21 protein-coding genes are annotated in these 20,151 nt (G+C 62.0%); 8 read left to right on the forward strand and 13 right to left on the reverse strand.

The window, feature by feature from the left end:
• The first annotated feature begins 185 nt into the window (after nucleotides 1–185).
• The 6 genes from hemA (at nucleotide 186) to SC318_RS03820 (ending at nucleotide 5,539) form a co-directional block, all read left to right on the forward strand.
• Nucleotides 186–1,475, forward strand: coding sequence for a glutamyl-tRNA reductase (hemA, locus tag SC318_RS03795; protein ID WP_320429713.1), 1,290 nt, complete (start codon nucleotides 186–188; stop codon nucleotides 1,473–1,475).
• Nucleotides 1,472–2,554, forward strand: coding sequence for a peptide chain release factor 1 (prfA, locus tag SC318_RS03800; protein ID WP_320429714.1), 1,083 nt, complete (start codon nucleotides 1,472–1,474; stop codon nucleotides 2,552–2,554). The genes hemA and prfA overlap by 4 nt, the downstream gene beginning before the upstream one ends.
• Complete coding sequence (gene prmC / locus SC318_RS03805) at nucleotides 2,555–3,385, forward strand: peptide chain release factor N(5)-glutamine methyltransferase (protein WP_320429715.1); 831 nt, start codon at nucleotides 2,555–2,557, stop codon at nucleotides 3,383–3,385.
• The gene (locus SC318_RS03810) at nucleotides 3,379–4,134 is read left to right on the forward strand and encodes a molybdopterin-synthase adenylyltransferase MoeB (RefSeq protein ID WP_320429716.1); all 756 of its coding nucleotides are present in this window, start codon (nucleotides 3,379–3,381) and stop codon (nucleotides 4,132–4,134) included. Before prmC ends, SC318_RS03810 begins: the two co-directional genes overlap by 7 nt.
• On the forward strand, nucleotides 4,127–4,921 hold the full coding sequence (gene murI, locus SC318_RS03815) for a glutamate racemase (RefSeq protein WP_320429717.1): 795 nt from the start codon (nucleotides 4,127–4,129) through the stop codon (nucleotides 4,919–4,921). The genes SC318_RS03810 and murI overlap by 8 nt, the downstream gene beginning before the upstream one ends.
• A 99-nt stretch (nucleotides 4,922–5,020) precedes the next feature.
• Nucleotides 5,021–5,539 (forward strand): acyloxyacyl hydrolase, encoded by a 519-nt coding sequence (locus tag SC318_RS03820; RefSeq protein WP_320429718.1) that lies wholly within the window; start codon nucleotides 5,021–5,023, stop codon nucleotides 5,537–5,539.
• 139 nt (nucleotides 5,540–5,678) lie between these two features.
• Here the strand turns inward: SC318_RS03820 and SC318_RS03825 are convergent, their stop codons facing one another.
• The 12 genes from SC318_RS03825 to SC318_RS03880 form a co-directional block, all read right to left on the reverse strand.
• Complete coding sequence (locus SC318_RS03825) at nucleotides 5,679–5,984, reverse strand: YkgJ family cysteine cluster protein (protein ID WP_065888031.1); 306 nt, start codon at nucleotides 5,982–5,984, stop codon at nucleotides 5,679–5,681.
• A gap of 54 nt (nucleotides 5,985–6,038) precedes the next feature.
• Nucleotides 6,039–6,548 (reverse strand): DUF2878 domain-containing protein, encoded by a 510-nt coding sequence (locus tag SC318_RS03830; protein WP_320429719.1) that lies wholly within the window; start codon nucleotides 6,546–6,548, stop codon nucleotides 6,039–6,041.
• Nucleotides 6,541–7,812, reverse strand: coding sequence for a class I SAM-dependent methyltransferase (locus SC318_RS03835; protein WP_320429720.1), 1,272 nt, complete (start codon nucleotides 7,810–7,812; stop codon nucleotides 6,541–6,543). The genes SC318_RS03830 and SC318_RS03835 overlap by 8 nt, the downstream gene beginning before the upstream one ends.
• Nucleotides 7,799–8,608: a DUF1365 domain-containing protein gene (locus tag SC318_RS03840; protein WP_320429721.1), complete on the reverse strand. Its 810-nt coding sequence runs from the start codon at nucleotides 8,606–8,608 to the stop codon at nucleotides 7,799–7,801. The genes SC318_RS03835 and SC318_RS03840 overlap by 14 nt, the downstream gene beginning before the upstream one ends.
• A complete protein-coding gene (locus SC318_RS03845; RefSeq protein ID WP_320429722.1) occupies nucleotides 8,605–9,852 on the reverse strand; it encodes an NAD(P)/FAD-dependent oxidoreductase in 1,248 nt (415 codons plus the stop codon). Before SC318_RS03845 ends, SC318_RS03840 begins: the two co-directional genes overlap by 4 nt.
• Nucleotides 9,849–10,631 carry an SDR family NAD(P)-dependent oxidoreductase gene (locus SC318_RS03850; protein ID WP_320429723.1) on the reverse strand — a complete coding sequence of 261 codons (783 nt, stop codon included), beginning with the start codon at nucleotides 10,629–10,631 and terminating at the stop codon, nucleotides 9,849–9,851. Before SC318_RS03850 ends, SC318_RS03845 begins: the two co-directional genes overlap by 4 nt.
• Nucleotides 10,628–11,050, reverse strand: coding sequence for a nuclear transport factor 2 family protein (locus SC318_RS03855; RefSeq protein WP_320429724.1), 423 nt, complete (start codon nucleotides 11,048–11,050; stop codon nucleotides 10,628–10,630). Before SC318_RS03855 ends, SC318_RS03850 begins: the two co-directional genes overlap by 4 nt.
• Nucleotides 11,043–12,485 carry a deoxyribodipyrimidine photo-lyase gene (phrB, locus tag SC318_RS03860; protein ID WP_320429725.1) on the reverse strand — a complete coding sequence of 481 codons (1,443 nt, stop codon included), beginning with the start codon at nucleotides 12,483–12,485 and terminating at the stop codon, nucleotides 11,043–11,045. The genes SC318_RS03855 and phrB overlap by 8 nt, the downstream gene beginning before the upstream one ends.
• Nucleotides 12,486–13,415, reverse strand: a complete 930-nt coding sequence (locus SC318_RS03865) for a MerR family transcriptional regulator (RefSeq protein ID WP_320429726.1) — start codon at nucleotides 13,413–13,415, stop codon at nucleotides 12,486–12,488. It lies immediately after the preceding gene.
• A gap of 3 nt (nucleotides 13,416–13,418) precedes the next feature.
• Complete coding sequence (locus SC318_RS03870) at nucleotides 13,419–14,378, reverse strand: YbgA family protein (protein ID WP_320429727.1); 960 nt, start codon at nucleotides 14,376–14,378, stop codon at nucleotides 13,419–13,421.
• Between the two features lie 111 nt (nucleotides 14,379–14,489).
• Nucleotides 14,490–14,705: a TIGR02450 family Trp-rich protein gene (locus tag SC318_RS03875; RefSeq protein WP_320429728.1), complete on the reverse strand. Its 216-nt coding sequence runs from the start codon at nucleotides 14,703–14,705 to the stop codon at nucleotides 14,490–14,492.
• On the reverse strand, nucleotides 14,702–15,688 hold the full coding sequence (locus SC318_RS03880) for an NAD(P)/FAD-dependent oxidoreductase (protein ID WP_320429729.1): 987 nt from the start codon (nucleotides 15,686–15,688) through the stop codon (nucleotides 14,702–14,704). The genes SC318_RS03875 and SC318_RS03880 overlap by 4 nt, the downstream gene beginning before the upstream one ends.
• Nucleotides 15,689–15,900: 212 nt before the next feature.
• On the opposite strand from SC318_RS03880, the gene SC318_RS03885 reads away from it, so the two are divergent.
• Nucleotides 15,901–16,800, forward strand: a complete 900-nt coding sequence (locus SC318_RS03885; protein ID WP_320429730.1) for a TIGR01777 family oxidoreductase — start codon at nucleotides 15,901–15,903, stop codon at nucleotides 16,798–16,800.
• A 14-nt stretch (nucleotides 16,801–16,814) separates the two neighbouring features.
• A complete protein-coding gene (hemH, locus tag SC318_RS03890; RefSeq protein WP_320429731.1) occupies nucleotides 16,815–17,840 on the forward strand; it encodes a ferrochelatase in 1,026 nt (341 codons plus the stop codon).
• A 128-nt stretch (nucleotides 17,841–17,968) separates the two neighbouring features.
• Here hemH and SC318_RS03895 read toward each other — a convergent pair whose 3' ends face one another.
• Nucleotides 17,969–20,065 (reverse strand): TonB-dependent siderophore receptor, encoded by a 2,097-nt coding sequence (locus SC318_RS03895; protein WP_320429732.1) that lies wholly within the window; start codon nucleotides 20,063–20,065, stop codon nucleotides 17,969–17,971.
• Nucleotides 20,066–20,151 lie beyond the last annotated feature (86 nt).

Below are 20,151 nucleotides of genomic sequence, written 5' to 3' on the forward strand. Positions count from 1 at the left end.
AGAACCAGAGAACAACGCGTTTTATCCAGTAAGCCAGCGTTATCGTTAACGACCATCGCGAGCGAGCTCGCTCCTACAGATGGCGTTTATAGGCACAAGCTACTAGGACAATAGACGACGGTGGTTGTTCTGGATCTTTCGAAGTAGGACAATTGTCGGCTTCCCGACATCATCAGCGATAGTGAATGGCCTTTCTCGCACTCGGTATTAACCACAAGACTGCCTCGGTAGACGTGCGCGAGCGCGTAGCGTTTACGCCAGAGCAGTTGGTTGAGGCCTTGCAGCAGCTCTGCCGGCTCACCGACAGCCGCGAAGCTGCAATCCTTTCGACCTGCAATCGCAGCGAGCTTTATATAGAGCAGGAACACCTGTCCGCGGACGTCGTGCTGCGCTGGCTGGCCGATTACCACCATTTGAGCCTCGATGAGCTGCGCGCCAGTGCTTATGTGCACGAAGAGGATGCGGCCGTTCGTCACATGATGCGTGTGGCGTCCGGTCTCGACTCGCTGGTCCTGGGCGAGCCGCAGATTCTTGGCCAGATGAAATCAGCCTATGCCGTGGCTCGCGAGGCCGGCACGGTCGGCCCGCTGCTGGGCCGCCTGTTCCAGGCCACGTTCAATTCCGCCAAGCAGGTGCGCACCGACACCGCCATTGGCGAAAACCCGGTTTCCGTCGCCTTTGCCGCCGTCAGCCTGGCCAAGCAGATTTTCAGCGACTTGCAGCGCAGCCAGGCGCTGCTGATCGGTGCCGGCGAAACCATTACCCTGGTCGCCCGGCACCTGCACGACCTGGGCGTGAAGCGTATCGTGGTGGCCAACCGTACGCTCGAGCGCGCGAGCACCCTGGCCGAGCAGTTTGGCGCGCATGCCGTGCTGCTGTCGGACATCCCGGCCGAGCTGGTGCGCAGCGACATTGTCATCAGCTCCACTGCCAGCCAGTTGCCGATCCTGGGCAAAGGCGCGGTCGAGAGCGCGTTGAAGCTGCGCAAGCACAAGCCGATCTTCATGGTGGACATTGCCGTTCCCCGGGATATCGAGCCTGAAGTCGGCGAGTTGGACGACGTTTACCTCTACAGCGTCGATGATCTGCACGAAGTGGTCGCCGAAAACCTCAAGAGTCGCCAGGGCGCTGCCCAGGCCGCAGAGGAGATGGTCAGCACCGGCGCTGAAGACTTCATGGTGCGCCTGCGCGAACTGGCGGCGGTGGATGTGCTCAAGGCGTATCGTCAGCAGGGCGAACGCCTGCGCGATGAGGAGCTGATCAAGGCCCAGCGCTTGTTGGCCAATGGCAGCAGCGCCGAAGACGTGCTGATGCAATTGGCCCGTGGCCTGACCAACAAACTGCTCCACGCTCCCAGCGTACAGCTGAAAAAATTGACTGCCGAAGGCCGCCTCGATGCGCTGGCCATGGCTCAGGAACTCTTTGCCCTCGGTGAGGGCGCGTCAGATAGCTCTTCGGATAAAAAACCGCAATGAAAGCGTCACTGCTCAATAAACTGGATGTGCTCCAGGACCGTTTCGAAGAACTGACCGCCTTGCTCGGCGATGGCGAGATCATCTCCGATCAGACCAAGTTCCGTGCTTATTCCAAGGAATACGCCGAAGTCGAGCCCATTGTGGCCACCTACAAGCACCTGCTCAAAGTACAGGCCGACCTCGAGGGCGCCCAGGCGCTGCTCAAGGATAGCGACCCGGACATGCGCGAAATGGCCGTGGAAGAAGTGCGCGAGGCCAAGGAAAAACTCGTCGAGCTCGAAGGCGACCTGCAACGCATGTTACTGCCCAAAGACCCTAACGACGGGCGCAACGTGTTCCTCGAAATTCGCGCCGGCACCGGTGGCGACGAGGCGGCAATCTTTTCCGGCGACCTGTTCCGCATGTACTCGCGCTATGCCGAGCGTCGCGGCTGGCGCGTGGAAATCCTGTCCGAGAACGAAGGCGAGCACGGCGGCTATAAAGAAGTCATCGCCCGGGTTGAGGGCGATAACGTCTATGGCAAGCTGAAGTTCGAATCCGGCGTGCACCGCGTGCAGCGTGTGCCGGCGACCGAGTCCCAGGGCCGTATTCACACGTCGGCGTGTACCGTGGCGGTGTTGCCCGAGCCGGACGAGCAGGAAGCGATCGAGATCAACCCGGCGGACTTGCGGGTCGATACCTACCGCTCGTCGGGCGCCGGCGGCCAGCACGTCAACAAGACTGACTCGGCAATCCGGATCACCCACTTGCCGTCGGGCATCGTGGTGGAATGCCAGGAAGAGCGTTCCCAGCACAAGAACCGTGCGCGGGCGATGTCCTGGCTGTCGGCCAAACTCAATGACCAGCAGACCAGCGCCGCCGCCAACGCGATTGCCAGCGAGCGCAAGCTGCTGGTGGGTTCGGGCGACCGCTCCGAGCGCATCCGTACCTACAACTTTGCCCAGGGCCGCGTCACCGACCATCGGGTCAACCTCACCCTGTATTCCCTGGATGAAATCCTCGCCGGTGGCGTTGATGCGGTGATCGAGCCGCTGCTCGCTGAGTACCAGGCCGATCAATTGGCGGCAATAGGTGAATAAATGACCATCATCGCCAGCCTGTTGCGTGCCGCTGACCTGCCCGACTCGCCCACTGCGCGCCTGGATGCCGAACTCCTGCTGGCCGCTGCCCTGGGCAAGTCCCGCAGCTACTTGCACACCTGGCCGGAAAAGATCGTCAGCAGCGAACACGCACTGACGTTCGCCGGCTTCCTGCAACGCCGTCGCGGCGGTGAGCCGGTGGCGTATATTCTCGGCCAGCAAGGCTTCTGGAAGCTGGACCTGGAGGTCGCTCCCCACACGCTGATCCCGCGTCCGGATACCGAGTTGCTGGTGGAAGCCGCCCTGGAATTGTTACCGGCCACGCCCGCCACGGTTCTGGACCTGGGCACCGGTAGTGGCGCCATCGCCTTGGCGCTGGCCAGTGAACGCCCGATGTGGCAAGTCACGGCCGTCGATCGCGTGATGGAAGCCGTGGCCCTGGCCGAGCGCAACCGCCAGCGGCTGCACCTCAATAACGCGGTGGTGCTCAACAGTCATTGGTTCAGCGCGCTGCAAGGCCAGACCTATGACCTGATCATCAGCAACCCGCCGTACATCGCCGCCAACGATCCGCACCTGGTTGCAGGCGACGTGCGCTTCGAGCCGTCCAGCGCCCTGGTGGCGGGCGATGACGGCCTGGACGACCTGCGCCTGATCATCAAACAGGCCCCGGCCCATTTGAAGGCCGGTGGCCGCTTGTTGCTCGAGCATGGTTACGACCAGGCCCCAGCCGTGCGCGACCTGCTGCTGGGGGAGGGCTTTGAAGAAGTACACAGCCGCATCGACCTCGGCGGCCATGAACGCATCACCCTGGGACGCCGCCCGTGCTGACCGACCACGAACTGTTGCGCTACAGCCGACAGATTCTGTTGCAACATGTCGACATCGAAGGCCAGTTGCGCTTGAAAAACAGCCGCGCGTTGATCGTCGGCCTGGGTGGGCTGGGGGCGCCGGTCGCGCTGTACCTGGCCGCCGCTGGGGTAGGCGAGTTGCACCTGGCGGATTTCGACACGGTCGACCTGACCAACCTTCAACGCCAGATCATTCACGACACCGACAGCGTCGGGCAGACCAAGGTCGATTCGGCCATGCGTCGGCTGGTCGCTATCAATCCCGATATCGCGCTGCTCGCCCATCGCACCGCGCTGGATGCCGATTCGCTGGCAGCGGCCGTTGCCGCCGTCGACGTGGTGCTCGATTGCAGCGACAACTTCTCCACCCGCGAAGCGGTCAATGCCGCCTGTGTCGCCGGCGGCAAACCGCTGATCAGTGGCGCGGCGATTCGCCTGGAGGGGCAGCTGTCGGTGTTCGATCCGCGTCGCCCCGACAGCCCGTGCTACCACTGCTTGTACGGGCATGGCAGCGACACCGAACTGACCTGCAGCGAAGCTGGCGTCGTCGGGCCCTTGGTGGGCCTGGTCGGTAGCCTGCAGGCGTTGGAAGCCTTGAAGCTGCTGGCCGGCTTCGGTGAGCCGCTGGTGGGGCGCTTGTTGCTGATCGATGCATTGACCTCGCGGTTCCGTGAGTTGCGTGTCAAGCGCGACCCGGGTTGCAGCGTATGCGGGACGCAACATGGTTGAGAACGCGCCCATCGGTGTGTTCGATTCCGGCGTCGGCGGCTTGTCGGTGCTGGATGAAATCCAGCAGCTGTTACCCCATGAGTCACTGCTGTACGTGGCCGACTGTGGGCATATTCCCTATGGCGAGAAAACCCCGGCCTTTATCCGTGAGCGCTCCCGCCTGGTCGCCGAGTTTTTTCGCGAGCAGGGGGCCAAGGCGTTTGTGATTGCCTGTAATACCGCGACGGTCGCGGCCGTGGCCGATGTGCGCCAGGACTACCCCGACTGGCCCTTGGTCGGCATGGAGCCCGCGGTAAAGCCGGCGGCGGCGGCGACTCGCAGCGGCGTAGTCGGCGTGCTGGCCACCACCGGCACCCTGCAAAGCGCCAAGTTCGCCGCCTTGCTCGACCGCTTTGCCACCGACGTGCGGGTGATTACCCAACCGTGTCCTGGCCTGGTGGAGCTCATCGAAACCGGCGACCTGAACAGCCCGGCCCTGCGCCAGTTATTGCAGGGCTACATCGAACCGCTGCTCAGCGCCGGCTGCGACACCATTATCCTCGGCTGCACCCACTACCCCTTCCTCAAGCCACTGCTGGCGCAGATGCTACCGCCGAGCATCATCCTGATCGACACCGGCGCCGCCGTCGCACGCCAGCTCAAGCGTTTGCTGGGCGAACGGAGCTTGCTGTCCAGCGGCACGCCCGCGCCTGCGCAGTTCTGGACCAGCGGCGACGTGTATCACCTCAGAAATATCCTACCGACACTTTGGAAACACCCTGGAGTTGTGCGAAGCTTCGGCTCGTGAAAATTTCGTGAAATCTCGCTGAACTTCTGACTCTACGCAAGCTTCTATAGCGAGATGGCCTGTAAATAACCAACAACTTCGTTCGCAAAGGTAGGTTCTATGAAGCGCTTGTTCTGTATGGCTGCAATTGCGGCTGTGATGCTGGGACACTCTATGACAACCCAGGCCGCCGGCCTGGAGTTCGGCCTTGGCAGCACCAGCGATTCAACGCTGACCTACCGTCTGGGCCTGACCTCGGATTGGGATAAAAGCTGGATGCAGAGCAACGTCGGTCGCCTGACGGGCTACTGGAGCGGCGCTTATACGTATTGGGAGGGGGATGACCGCGCAGGCGCCAGCAGCCTGTCGTTTTCGCCGGTGTTTGTGTATGAGTTTGCCGGGGAGTCGGTCAAGCCTTACATCGAGGCCGGGATCGGCGTGGCGTTGTTCTCCCGCACCAAGCTGGAAGACAACAACATTGGCCAGTCCTTCCAGTTCGAAGACCGCCTGGGTTTCGGCCTGCGGTTTGCCGGTGGGCATGAAGTGGGTATTCGTGCCACCCACTATTCCAATGCCGGGATCAGCAGCAATAACGATGGGGTAGAGAGCTACTCCCTGCATTACACCATGCCGCTGTAACGTTTAAGAAACGCCGGGAAACCAATGTGGGAGGGGGCTTGCCCCCGATAGCAGTGGGTCAGCCAGCAAATCTGTTGACTGAAACTCTGCCATCGGGGGCAAGCCCCCTCCCACAGTTGGATCTCTACTTATTTGAATATCAGCGGTAGACCGTGGCAATACCCGCACGCTCTTCCAGGCACTCCGGCGCCCCCATCTCGAATTCGCGGCATATCAACGGCCGAAGCTCATAGATCGTGCACATCATCGTGTCCCGATCCAGCGCTGCGCACCAACCATCGTCCAGGCGCAGCATGACTTCGCCGCCCCAGTCATCGGTATCGATATAGCGCTGCGGCACGCCGGTGTCGGTGATCAGCATCACTTCCAACTGGCAGCAGCAGGCTGCGCACGTCGAGCAGGTGACGGCGGGTTCGGTGATTTGCGTGTGAGGGATGTTGGTCATAGGGCGGCAGCTTCAAGCTTTAAGCGGCAAGCTGCAAGCAGAAGCCGACCGGCTTCATCTATTACGTGCCGTGCGAAGTTCGCCGCGTGTAGCTGCTCCCGTCAGCAGCGTGAACACCACTGCCCAAAGTAGCGCCAGCCCGGCCATCGTGGGCCCCAGGGCATAACCAAACTGCACGCCCGCCAGTTGGCTGCCTGCGTAATACGACAGCGGCCCACCGACGGCGCCCAGCAGGGCGGCGCGCCACCAGGGGCGGGCGCTCCAGGCCAGGCAGTGGCGCAACGTGGTCGCCAGCAATGCCCACAGCAGCATCAACCAGAATGGAATCAGCGGCCCCGGCTCGCTGAAGTGGAAAACTCCCAGCGTGCGCAGCAGTGTGTCCAGTACCGTGCCGGCGAGTGTCACGCTGACGATCAGCGCCCCGTCATCGGTCAGCGAACTTATCCACAGCAGGTGAATGACCAGCACCGCCAGGCCCACCAGCAACCACGGGCCATCGCCGCCGAGCACACAGGCGAACCAGCCGCATTGAAACAGCGCGGCATTGGCCAGGGTTTTAAGCACTGAAACGGCCTAGCAACGGCGGGTTGATTGCCGCCGGCTTGGCCAGCAGCAACTGCGCGGTGCCAATCGTGCGCTCCATGAAGCCGCCCTCGCAGTAGCACAGGTAGAACTCCCACAAGCGCAGGAAGTACTCGTCGTAGCCCAGCTCGGCGAGACGGCCATGGGCGCGGCGAAAGTTCTCATGCCACAGGCGCAGGGTTCGCGCGTAGTGCAGGCCGAAATCCTCCATGTGCAGCAGGTTCATATCGGTGTCGCGGCAGACGATCTGCAGCATGTTTTGCACGCTGGGCAAGGCGCCGCCGGGGAAGATGTAGCGTTGGATGAAGTCGACGCTGTTCTTGGCCTGCTCAAAGCGTTGGTCGCGGATAGTGATGGCTTGCAGCAGCATCAGGCCGTCGGGCTTGAGCAGGTGCGCGCACTGCTTGAAATACGTAGGCAGGAAGCGATGGCCCACCGCTTCGATCATTTCGATGGACACCAGTTTGTCGTACTCGCCGGTAAGGTCGCGGTAGTCCTGCAACAGCAATGTCACCTGATCCTGCAGGCCCAACGCCTCGATGCGCTGGGCGGTGTAGGCAAACTGCTCTTTGGACAAGGTGGTCGTGGTGACCTTGCAACCGTAATGCTGCGCCGCGTACAGCGCCATGCTGCCCCAGCCTGTGCCGATTTCCAGCAGGTGATCGCTGGGCTTGAGCGAGAGTTTCTGGCAGATGCGTTCCAGCTTGTTCAGTTGCGCCTGTTCCAGGGTGTCGTCGGCGGTCAGAAATTGCGCCGCCGAATACATCATGGTCGGGTCAAGAAACTGCTCGAACAGGTCGTTGCCCAGGTCGTAATGGGCGGCGATGTTTTTCTGCGAGCCCTTGCGCGTATTGCGGTTGAGCCAGTGCAGGCCCTGGGTGAGCGGTCGCGCCAGACGTGCCAGGCCGCCCTCCATCGCATCGAGTACGTCCAGGTTGCTGACCATCACGCGCACCACAGCGGTCAGGTCCGGGCTGCTCCAGTAGCCGTGTATAAACGCTTCGCCGGCACCGATCGAACCGTTGGCGGCCACCAGGCCCCACACCGCCGAGTCGAGGATCTGGATTTCCCCGAGCAGGTGCGCTTCCCGTGCGCCAAACACTTGTCGCTCGCCGTCCTCGACGATCACCAATTGGCCATGGCGCAATTGGCTGAGTTGGCGCAACACGCCCTTGCGCAGCAGCGCGGCGGTCATGCCGTTGACGTTCAGGCGATTAGCCTTGACCGATAAGCTAGGGGATTTCATGGCGGCGATCCTTGGTATACCCGACTGCGGTGCTGGAGGCGCCATCGGCGGCCCGGTGGGAAAAAATCGGTGTGCGTTTGAGCAACAGGCGCAGGGCCTGCCAGTAAATCGCGAGGCAGGTCTTGGCGGTCATCCAGGGGAAGCGCCAAAGATAGCGATGCAGGCTGGCGCGGTTCAGGGCTTGCTTCTGCAAGCTCAAGGTTGCGTCGAAGACTTTATGCGCGCCCTGCCAGTCGGCCATGTGCACGCCGAGCCTGGCGGCGGGCGGGCTGAAGCTCATGCGGTATTCCAGGTCGCGCGGCAGGAAGGGCGACACATGGAACGCCTTGGCCACGGCAAAATGCTGATGCTCATGGGCATCCAGCGCCTGGGCCGGCAGCACATAGTGATAGCGCTCGCGCCACGGTGTGTTGGTGACTTCGCACAGGATCGCCGCCAACTGCCCGTCGGCCTCGAAACAATAGAAGAAGCTCACCGGATTGAACGCCAGGCCCCAGCTGCGGGCCTGGGTCAGCAGGCAGATAGCGCCTTGCGGCGTACGCCCAAGGGCCTTGCCGACTTCCTGGCGCACCGCGTCGCTCAAGCTCATGCCGTGGCGTGTGAATTGGCGCAGATAGTCCTGCTGGCGAAAGCCGAACGGCGCCAGGCGACTCGCGCCGGCCAGGGGCGAGAGCCCGAGTACTGCATCCTGTTCGCTGAGGTCCAGGTACAGCAGGCCGATGCGGTAGCGAAAGGCATGGGCCTTTGGCGAAAACCGACGATGGGCGATCCAGCCGCTGTACAGGGCGCTGTTCACAGGGTTTCCCCAAAGGCCTGGGCCACGCGCAGGGCGCTGACCACGCCGTCTTCATGGAAACCGTTGGCCCAGTAGGCGCCGCAGTAGAACGTGTTGCGCGCGCCATGCAATTCTTCCCAGCGCGCCTGTGCGGCCACCGCCGCCAGGCTGTACTGGGGATGAGCGTAGGTGTAGCGCGCCAGGATTTTCAGCGGGTTGATCATCGGCGTCTGGTTGAGGCTGACGCAAAAGGTGGTGGCGCTGTCGATGCCCTGCAGGATGTTCATGTCATAGGTGACGGCGGCTTGATGCTGCTGACTGCCGGTCAGCCGGTAATTCCAGCTGGCCCAGGCCAGCTTGCGGTCGGGCAGCAGTCGCGTGTCGGTGTGCAGCACCACGTCGTTGTCGGCGTAGGGCAGGGCACCGAGGATTTGCTGTTCGGCATCGCTGGGGTCGTCGAGCAAGGCCAGGGCCTGGTCGCTGTGGCAGGCGAAGACCACGCGGTCGAACGTCTCGCTGCCCGCCGGGCTGTGGATAACCACGCCGTCATCGGTGCGCTGTACTTTATGCACAGGGCAGTTGAGGCGCACTTGGTCGCGAAAGCTGCGGCTCAGCGGTTCGATGTAGCTGCTGGAACCGCCTTCGATCACGCACCATTGCGGGCGATTGCTCACCGACAGCAGGCCGTGATTCTTGAAGAAGCGCACGAAGAACTGCAGCGGAAAGCCAAGCATGTCGGCCAGCGACATCGACCAGATCGCCGCGCCCATCGGCACGATGTAATGCTGGATAAAACGAGGCCCATAGCCGCCCGCTTTCAGATAGTCGCCAAGGGTCATGTCCGCCTTGATGCGCTGTTCTTGCAGGTCCAGCGGCGCCTGGCGGTTGAAGCGCAGGATATCGCGCAGCATGCCCCAGAACCCGGGCGACAGGATGTTGCGGCGCTGGGCAAACAAGCTGTTGAGGTTATTGCCGTTGTATTCGAAGCCGGTGCTCTGGTCGCACACCGAAAAACTCATTTCGGTGGGTTTGAACCGCACCCCGATCTGCCCCAGCAAGCGGATGAAGTTCGGGTAGGTCCAGTCGTTGAACACGATGAAACCGGTGTCCACCGCATAGCGCTTGCCCTCGACCGTTACGTTGGCCGTATGGGTGTGTCCGCCCAGGCAGTCACCCGCTTCGAACAGCATGATGTCGTGGCGCCGACTGAGCAGGTAGGCGCTGGTCAGCCCGGCGATGCCGCTGCCGATAATGGCGATCTTCACAGGTCGTCCTTTTTCGGTGGCGGGCTGCGCAACATGCGTTTGCCGATGATCAGTTGTGCACGGTTAGGCAGCTTCGATAGCGGCCACAAGGTGGCGATGAACAGGGCCGGAAAGGCAATCTCCAGCGGGCGTTTTTCCAGCTTGGCGAAGATATGCCTGGCCGCCTTGTCGGCGGGCCAGCTCAGCGGCATGGGGAAGTCATTACGTTCGGTCAGGGGCGTGTCGACGAACCCTGGGCTGATCACGGTAACGTCGATGTTCTCCGGTGACAGGCCAATGCGCAGGGATTCAAACAGGTAGCGCAGCCCCGCCTTGGATGCACCGTAAGCCTCGGCGCGAGGCATGGGCAGGTAGGTCACGGCGCTGGCCACGCCAACAAGGTGCGGCGTACGTCCGGCACGCAGGAGTGGCAGCGCGGCTTCAATGCAATAGCTGCTGGCCAGCAGGTTGGTGCGCACCACGTGTTCGATGATCGAGGCATCGAATTGCCTGGCGTCGACATATTCACAGGTGCCTGCGTTGAGGATCACTGTGTCCAGGCTGCCCCAGGTTTCGCCGATGCGTTCACCGATCTCGCGTACGGTCTGGCTGTTGGTCAGGTCGCCTTCCACCACCAGCACCTGCCCCGGATAACGCTGGGCGAGGGCTTGCAGCGGGCCTTTGCTGCGCGAGCTGAGCGCCACGTGGGCGCCGCTGTTGAGCAGTTCCACGGCCAGCGCGGCACCGATGCCACTGCTGGCGCCGGTCAACCAATAACGACGGGGCGGTGTCAGGCTCATCCCATTCTCCTTTTCAGCCAACTGATGACGCCGCCGAGGACCGGCAGGTGTTCATAAAGCAGAGCGCCGGCATCGAAATAATCGCGATGTCGGTAGACCTTCTCGCGCCACATCAAGTGGGAACAACCGGGCACCTGGATCAGCTTGCCACTGGCCAGGCGCGGGTGACGAAAACTCATGGTCCAGCGCAGGTAGCCTTCGCCTTCGGCCGTTTGGTCGAAACCGTGGAAATCAAAGCCAAGCTGGCTGACGTTGCTGTACAGCTGCTCAAAGTAGCGATGCAGTTCAGCTAAGCCGTGGACTTCATGCAGCGGGTCGGCAAACACGATGTCGTCGCTGTACAGGCTGTCGAGCAGGTGCAGGTTGTGCCTGTCCAAGGTGGCGAAGGTGTGGCCGAAGCGGCGCAGAAAGTCACTCATGCTCGGCCATCTCCTGACGCGCGGGCAGGCTGCGAAACGCGGCAAGCGCGCGTTCGCGGGATTTTTTCAAGTCGACGATGGCGCTCGGGTAATCGGCCACGCCGAACAAGCCCCCGGCTGCTTGCGGGTTGTGAACTTCCTTCTTGTTCAATGCGGCCAGCTCCGGCAGCCAGTGCTTGATGAACAAGCCTTCGCTGTCGAACTTTTCCGACTGGCTCAGCGGGCTGAAGATCCGGAAGTACGGCGCGGAATCGGTGCCGGTCGACGAACTCCACTGCCAGCCGCCGTTATTGGCTGCCAGGTCGCCGTCGATCAGGTGGCGCATGAAGAAGCGCTCGCCCTCGCGCCAGTCGATCAGCAGGTTCTTGGTCAGGAACATCGCCACCACCATGCGCAGGCGGTTGTGCATCCAGCCGGTTTCGAGCAGTTGGCGCATGGCCGCATCGATGATCGGCAAGCCGGTGCGGGCTTGCTGCCAGGCCGCGAGATCCTTGGGCGCATCACGCCAGGCCACGGCTTCGGTTTCGGGGCGGAATGCACGATGGCGCGAGACCCGCGGGTAACCCACCAGGATATGTTTGTAGAATTCGCGCCACAGCAGTTCGTTGATCCAGGTGATCGTGCCGATGTCGCCGCTTTCGAATTCGCCCTGATTGGACTGCAACGCAGCGTGCAGGCACTGGCGTGGCGACACCACTCCGGCGGCAAGGTAGGCCGACAGCTGGCTGGTGCCAGGCTTGGCGGGAAAGTCGCGTTCGTCTTTGTAATAGCTGATCTGTTCATCCGCAAAGGCGTCGAGGCGGCGGCGCGCTTCGTATTCACCGGCAGGCCAGAGTGCACGCAAGGTTTCACTGGGCGGCTCGAAGCCTTCGACGGTAGTGGGGATGGCGTCGCTTTTCAGGTCAAGCCGGGCCTGGGCCTTCGGGCTTGCCACCAAGCGCGGCAAGGCGCTGTGCAGGCGTGTATAGCAGACCTTGCGGAACTGGCTGAACACCTGGAAGTAAGTACCGGACTTGGTCAGCACGCTGCCCGGCTGGAAAAACAGCTGGTCCAGGTAACTGTGGAAGGTTACGCCTTGGGTCTCCAGCGCCTGGGCCACCGCGCTGTCGCGACGGCTCTCATGGATACCGTATTCCTCGTTGACGTGCACCGACTCCACCTTGAGTTCGCGGCACAGCTGGCTCAGTACGTCCGGCGTCTGGTCCCAGGTGGCGGCGTGGCGGATCAGCAGCGGGATGTTCAGCTCCCCGAGCGCCTGGCTCAGTGCTCGCAGGTTGCGCAGCCAGAAATCCACTTTGCACGGCGCGTCATCGTGAGCCAGCCATTGTTGCGGCGTGATCAGGTAAACGGCCGCGACCGGGCCTCGCTGGCTGGCGGCAGTCAGTGCGGTGTTGTCGTGAAGGCGCAGGTCGGTGCGCAGCCAGATCAAGTGCATTTACACAATTCCACGCTGGATCAATATCTGGTGGGCCGACAACGGGTCTTCGGCGACGGACAACTCAGGGAAGTCAGTGGTTAATACGGCTAACTCGGCGTGGTGGATGCATACCGTTGGTCCGGCAATCAGCAGTGGGCAGCCCACGCCGGTCAGCAGCTTTTTCAGGGCCGGTACCTGCAGAGCCTTGCTTGAATACAACAGCACGGCGCGCGGTTGCAGGTGCTCCACCGCCAGGGCCAGCTCGCCGGCCGGCAGCGGCCAGTCAAACACCTCCACCGGGCAGTCGGCGCTGCTGGCCAGCCAGGCACTGAGCCACAGGTGCGGTTCCAGCGGTAAGTCGGAGTGGTTGACCAGCAGCAGCGGGGCGCCGTGGAGTTGGCGATTGTTGTGGTAGATTCGCGCGCCAAATTTGCTGCGCAGCCATGACAGGAAAAATACCCGTTCCATCTGCGCGCCGAACTGACCCTGCCATTTCTGCTCAAGCTCGCTGAGCAGCGGCAGCAACAACTGTTCGCACAGGGTGCGTGGCGGGTAGAGCGCCATGGCCTGGTTGAAGGCATCGTCGACCCGGCGTTCAGCCAGTTCGCCGATGGCATTCACCAAGGCCTGGCGCAGGGCGTGCCACTCGCTTTCCATCGACTCGGGGTTGGCTTGGGTCGAGTCGATCAAGCCCTTGACCTGGCTGACCGGCACGCCTCGATTAAGCCAGGTGAGGATGGCGTGAATGCGTTGCACATGTTCGGCGCTGAACAACCGATGCCCCTTGGGCGTGCGCTGGGGCACGATCAGGCCGTAACGGCGCTCCCACGCGCGCAGCGTCACGGCGTTCACGCCAGTCTGGCGCGCCACTTCGCGGATCGGCAGCCAGCCATTTTCCAGGGCCAGGGCGATGTCTTCGCCGGGTTCGTCTTGCAGGGCAGCTTTCATGGTTTAGATCGCATTACGCAGGCTGAGGTTTTCCGGGTGCGGTTGCAGGTAGGCCTGCTGCGCGATGTAGCGGTCCGGGTGCTGACGAAAATGATGCTTGAGCAGCGTGAGGGGCACCACCAGTGGCACGATGCCGTGGCGGTATTGGCCGATGACGGTTTGCATTTCCTGCTTGTCGTCGGCGCTGATCGCCTCTTTCAGGTAGCCGCTGATGTGTTGCAGCACATTGGTGTGGGTGCCGCGGGTGGCGCACTTCTTCAGACCGGTCATCAGCTCGCTGAAGTAGCCGCTGGCCAGTTCGTTGAGGTCGTCATCCTTGCCCATGGTGCCGAGCAACTGGCCAAGGCTTTTGTAGTGCACCGGGCTATGGGCCATCAGCAGGTATTTGTAGCGCGAGTGAAACGCCAGCAACCGGTGCCGCGACAGGCCTTCGGCGAGCAACTGCTGCCAACTGGCGTAGACGAATACGCGGGTGAGGAAATTTTCCCGCAAGACCGGGTCGTTCAGACGGCCGTCCTCTTCCACCGGCAAGTTGGGGTGGCGCGCGCAGAACGCCTGGGCGTAGATACCGCGCCCACCGCCATCCACCGGTGCGCCGTTCTCACGGTAGACTTTCACGCGCTCCAGGCCACAGGACGGCGACTTCTGCATAAAGATGTAGCCGCACAGGTCGGTGTGCTCACGTGCCATGGCTTGCCCGTACTCATCCAGCGGCTGGGTCACGTTGAGTTCACGGTGTACGGTGCCCACGGCTTGTGGGTTGGCGGCGTCGCCGACCAGGCGAATGGTTTCGCGCGGAATGCCCAGGCCGATTGCGACTTCAGGGCACAGCGGCACGTAGTCGAAGTACTCGGCGAGGGTCTGGCTGCACAACAGCGATTGTTTATGTCCGCCGTTGAAACGCACGTTCTCGCCCAGCAGGCAGGCGCTGATGCCGATCTTGGGTTTCACGGAACTGGACATGGCAAACCTCTGCGAAATTCCTGTACAGCGCTCAAATACTGTACAACTAAATCTCATCATAGATTTGATCTTGTACAAGTCAATTGTTTTGTATAGGTATTTGCAGAAGACTTATTGCCATCCCATTTTCCAGCTATCGGCATTGCGCAACGTCTGCCAGCCCATGCGCTCGGTCCTGTGGGTCAACACCGCTTGCAGCTCGATCTCCAGCACGGTGCCTTCCTCGTCACGGAACAGCTCTGTGACGAGGAAGTGTTTTTCCTTGTTTTTCGGGGACGTCGCGGTCCATTTCGACAGCAGTAATTTGGCTGGATTGATGCGGTTCATTGCAGGTGCTCGATCAACCGTCGCGCCGCCTCCTGGCCGCTGAGCCAGGCGCCTTCGACGCGGCCCGACAAGCACCAGTCGCCGCAGACGAACAAACCCAGATCGGCATCAGCAAGCACGCCGAACTCATGACTGCTTGACGGTCGGGCGTAGAGCCATCGGTGTGCCAGGCTGAATGACGGTGCGGGCATGGCGCAATGCAGCAATTCGGCGAAGGCGCCGTGCAGGTGTTCGATCACGGCTTCTTTGGGCAGGTCCAGGTGCGCCTTGCTCCAGGCGCTGGTGGCATGCAGCACCCAGGTATCGACCGCAACGTCACGCCCCGGTTTGCTGCGGTTGCGCGCCAGCCAGTCGAGGGCGCTGTCCCGCACGAAGCAGCCTTCCATCGGCGTATCCAGCGGCGTGTCGAAGGCCAGGGCGATGGCCCAGGTGGGGTCCATTTTTACCCCGGCCACTGCGCTCGCCAGCTTCGGTGCGGCCGCCAGCAGGGTGGTGGCCTGGGGCGCCGGTGTGGCGATGATCACATGGCTGAACGGGCCGTGATTGCCGCCATCGGCGTCGAGCAGGTTCCAGTGCTGGGTGCCCTGGAATACTTCGGTAATGCGGCAACCGAACTCCACCGGCAGGTCGTCGAGCAGGGCGCGCGTGATGGCGCTCATGCGCGGCGTACCGACCCAGCGGATCTGTTCGTCAGGGGAGGGCGTCAGTTGGCCGGACTTGAAGTTGTACAGCTGGGGTTTCCACTGTTGTGCCCAGCCATGGGTCTGCCAGCGTTGCACTTCGTTGACGAAGCGCCGATCGCGGGCGGTGAAATACTGTGCGCCCATGTCCAGCGCGCCGGCGTCGCTGCGTTTGCTGGACATACGGCCACCGCTGCCGCGGCTTTTATCGAAGAGTTGTACAACGTGCCCCGCGTCTCGTAACGCTCGGGCGGCGGAGAGACCGGCAATGCCGGTACCTATGATCGCAATCGGAACAGTCATGGTAGGCCTCGTTTTACCGTTGGGTACAGACTACGCCGACACCAATAGCTGTACAATATTGTTTTTTGGTATAAGTTTTGGCGTGCCTGATTGTGTGGCGTGACCTATGGTTAAGCTATGGCTTAAACGCCCGTCACGCTCGATTATCAAATTGATCCCTGCTTATAAAATAGACCAGTGAGCGGCGGCGAACGTTACATGAGGAGAGTCCCATGCATATTTTGCTGACCGGCGGTACCGGCTTGATCGGCCGTCAACTGTGCCGGCACTGGCTTGCCCAGGGCCATCGCCTGACCGTATTGAGCCGCAAACCGGATTCGGTTGCGCGGGTGTGCGGCGCGCAGGTGGCGGGTGTCGGGCGCCTGCAAGACGTGAGCGGCGTGGTGGACGCGGTGGTCAACCTCGCTGGCACGCCCATCGCCGACCGCCCCTGGACCCACAAGCGCAAGGCGCTGCTGTGGAGCAGTCGCATCAGCCTGACCGAAACCCTGCTGGCGTGGTTGGAAAGCCTGGAGCACAAACCCGCGGTGCTGATCTCCGGGTCTGCGGTGGGGTGGTACGGCGACGGCGGCGAACGTGAGCTGACGGAGGCCAGTGGCCCGGTGCTGGACGATTTCCCCAGCCAGCTGTGTATCGCCTGGGAAGAAACCGCAACCCGTGCCGAGGCCTTGGGCATTCGTGTGGTGCTGGTGCGTACCGGCCTGGTGCTGGCCGCCGAGGGCGGCTTTTTGTCGCGCCTGCTGCTGCCATTCAAACTGGCGCTGGGCGGGCCGATCGGCAATGGTCGGCAATGGATGCCGTGGGTGCATATTCAGGATCAAATCGCCCTGATTGATTTTCTTCTGCACAAGGCTGACGCCAGCGGTCCTTATAATGCGTGCGCGCCACACCCGGTGCGTAACCGCGAATTTGCCAAAACGCTGGGTGAGGTGCTGCACCGCCCGGCGTTCATGCCGATGCCGGCCTTTGCACTGAAGGTGGGCTTGGGCGAGTTGTCGGGTTTGTTGCTGGGTGGGCAAAAGGCACTGCCTGAGCGGCTGCTGGCTGCGGGTTTCACTTTCCAGTTCACTGAGTTGCGTGCGGCCCTGGACGACTTGTCCAGCCGCCTCTAGAGATAGGATGTTGCATGACCGATCACGCGTTGTTGCTGGTTAACCTGGGCTCGCCAAAGTCCACTTCGGTGGCCGATGTGCGCAGCTACCTCAATCAGTTTTTGATGGACCCTTATGTGATCGATCTGCCGTGGCCGGTGCGTCGCTTGCTGGTATCGCTGATCCTGATCAAGCGCCCCGAGCAGTCGGCGCATGCCTATGCGTCCATCTGGTGGGACGAGGGCTCGCCGCTGGTGGTCCTCAGCCGTCGCCTGCAGCAGCAGATGACCGCGCAGTGGACCCAAGGCCCGGTGGAGCTGGCGATGCGCTATGGCGAGCCTTCGCTGGAAAGCGTACTGACGCGCCTGGCCGCCCAGGGCATTGAGAAAGTCACCCTGGCGCCGCTGTACCCGCAATTTGCCGACAGCACCGTGACCACGGTGATCGAGGAAGCCCGGCGTGTGGTGCGCGACAAGAAACTGAAGGTGCAATTCTCGATCCTGCAGCCGTTCTACGATCAGCCTGAGTATCTTGATGCCCTCGCGGCCAGTGTGCGACCGCATGTAGAGCAGGACTACGACCACCTGCTGCTGAGTTTCCATGGCTTGCCGGAGCGCCACCTGACAAAGCTCGACCCAACGGGCCAGCATTGTTTCAAAGACGCCGATTGCTGCAAGAACGCGTCGCCTGAAGTGCTCGCCACCTGTTATCGCGCGCAGTGTTTCAGCGTCGCCCGCGATGTGGCCGCGCGGCTGGGGCTGCCGGACGGCAAGTGGTCGGTGGCGTTCCAGTCTCGCCTGGGCCGCGCCAAGTGGATCGAACCCTACACCGAGGCGCGCCTTGAGGCGTTGGCGCAGCAAGGCGTGAAGAAATTGCTGGTGATGTGCCCAGCGTTTGTCGCCGATTGCATCGAGACCCTGGAGGAGATTGGTGATCGCGGGCTGGAGCAGTTCCGTGAGGCAGGGGGCGAGGAGTTGGTGCTGGTGCCCTGCTTGAATGATGACCCGCAGTGGGCGGCGGCGCTTAATACCTTGTGTGAAAGGGCGCCTGTGTCACTGTAATTGCGCCTGGTGGTTATCCAAATGTGGGAGGGGGCTTGCCCCCGATAGCGGTGTATCAGTCAGGAATGTTAAGACTGACACACTGCTATCGGGGGCAAGCCCCCTCCCACATTCAGTACTGTGTTTGCTTAGAGATTGAGGGTCAGGCTGAGCGTCAAGTTGCGCGGCTCACCGGGGTTGACCCAGTAGCTGCTGTAGGAGCGCTCGTAATACTTTTCATCAAACAGGTTGTTGAGGTTCAGGCCCACGGTGAGGTTCTGCGTCGCCTTGTAATGCGCCAGCAGATCGACCGTGTGGTAGGCGGGCAGTTCGAAGGCTGTTCCCGCTTCACCGGAGCGATCACCGACATAGGTAAACGCCGCGCCCAGGTCCGACCCGCGCAATGCGCCGTCCTGGAACTCATACACGCCCAACAGACTGCCGCTGCGCTTGGCCACGCCGAGGATGCGGCTACCGGTTGGAATGGCTTTGTCGCCTTTAGTCACTTCGGCGTCGATGTAGGCAAACGCGCCGATCACGCGAATGGCGTCGCTGACTTGCCCGGTCAGCTGCAGATCGAACCCCTGGCTGCGCGCCTTGCCCATTGCACGGTTGGTGTTGGTTGCCGGGTCCAGGGTCAGCACGTTTTCCTTTTCGATATGGAAGGCGGCGAGGGTGGCGCTTAGGCGGTCATCGAACAGCTCGCTCTTGATCCCCACTTCATAACCCACGCCTTCTTCGGGCTTGAAGGTCTTGCCGCCCGCATCCACGCCGCTGTTGGGCTTGAACGAGGTGGAGGCGTTGGCGAACACTCCCACCTGCGGCGTCAGTTGATAGAGCAGGCCGGCGCGCTGGGTCAGGGCGTCGTGGGTTTGCCGGCTTTTGGTGTGGTTGCGGGCAAAATCATCGGTGCTCTGTTCGAAATGCTCCAGGCGCGCTCCCACCATGCCGCGCAGGCGGTCGGTGAAGACAATCTGGTCTTGCAGGTTCAGCGCCTGGCTTTTGGTGTGTTCGAAGGTATCGGTGCCCGAGCGGACGCCGTTGGGTTTTGGCTTGCCGTAGACCGGGTTGTAGATATCGATGGGGTAATTGGCGCCGCCAACGGTGGTCACGCGCTCCTTCTTGCGGTAGTCCTCGTATTCGGTGCCGATCAGCAGTTCATGCTGCCAGCTGCCTACGTCGAACAGGCCGCGCAGTTCCAGTTGGGTGATGCTGTCATGCCACCCGGTGGAGCGCTCGCGGTAGCGGCGATTGACGGTGTGACCATCCGGGTTCAGTGCACGACTTTCCGAGGCGTCGCCCCACAGGCTGCCTTGTTTGTAGTGACTGGCCAGGCGCAGTTTCCAGGCATCGTTGAGGTGATGCTCCAATGCCGCCTGGAGGCGATTGTTGTGGTTGCGGATATTGCCGTCGTTAGGCTCGCCGAGGAAGGTGGACCGGGACATGCCGGTGTTGGCGACAATACCTCGGTCGAAGGTGGAGCTGTGGCGCACGAATTCGCTTTCCACCAGCAGGCTGGTGTCCGGATCCAGTTGCCAACTGAACGACGGCGCGACGAACACCCGCTTGGCGTCCACGTGATCACGAAAACTGTGGTTGTCTTCAACCGCCAGGTTGACGCGGGATAACACTCGCCCCTCGCTGTCCAGCGGGGTATTCACATCCAGCGCCGTGCGGTAGCGGTCCCAGCTGCCGGCGCTGGTCTGCAAGGTGGTGAAGGCATCCGGCTGAGGCTTCTTGCTGACGATATTCACTGTGCCGCCAGGATCGCCGCGCCCATACAGGCTGGCGGCAGGCCCCTTGAGCACTTCGATGCGTTCGATATTCGCGGCGTCCGGCGTGCTTGGGTAGCCCCGGTTGGCACTGAAGCCGTCCTGATAGAACTCAGAGGTGGTGAAGCCACGCACGCTGTATTCGTAGAGGGTCAGGCCGCCGAAGTTGTTTTGCTTGGAGACGCCGCCGGCAAATTCCAGGGCGCGCTCCACGCTGGTGCTGCCCAGGTCCTTGAGCACCGTGGCGGGAATCACGCTGATCGATTGCGGGATGTCGCGCAGTGCGGTGTCGGTCTTGGTGGCACTGGCGGAGCGGGTAGCACGGTAGCCCTGCACCGGGCCGGTGGCCGACTCATAGGCGTCGGTGGTGACACTGATGGTGTCCAGCTCCAGCGTGTTTTCTTCGGCGTAGGCGGGGTCGAGCAGCAAGCCAAAGGCGAGGCCAGCCAAGGGCACAAATTTTCGAGACGGCATGATAGAGCGTTCCAATGTCGATATTGAAACAATATAACATGACGAATGAGAGATATTGCTATGTAAAATCGTCGTGCAAGCGCCCG

It is taken from the genome of Pseudomonas sp. MUP55 (assembly GCF_034043515.1).
Taxonomy (GTDB): Bacteria; Pseudomonadota; Gammaproteobacteria; order Pseudomonadales; family Pseudomonadaceae; genus Aquipseudomonas.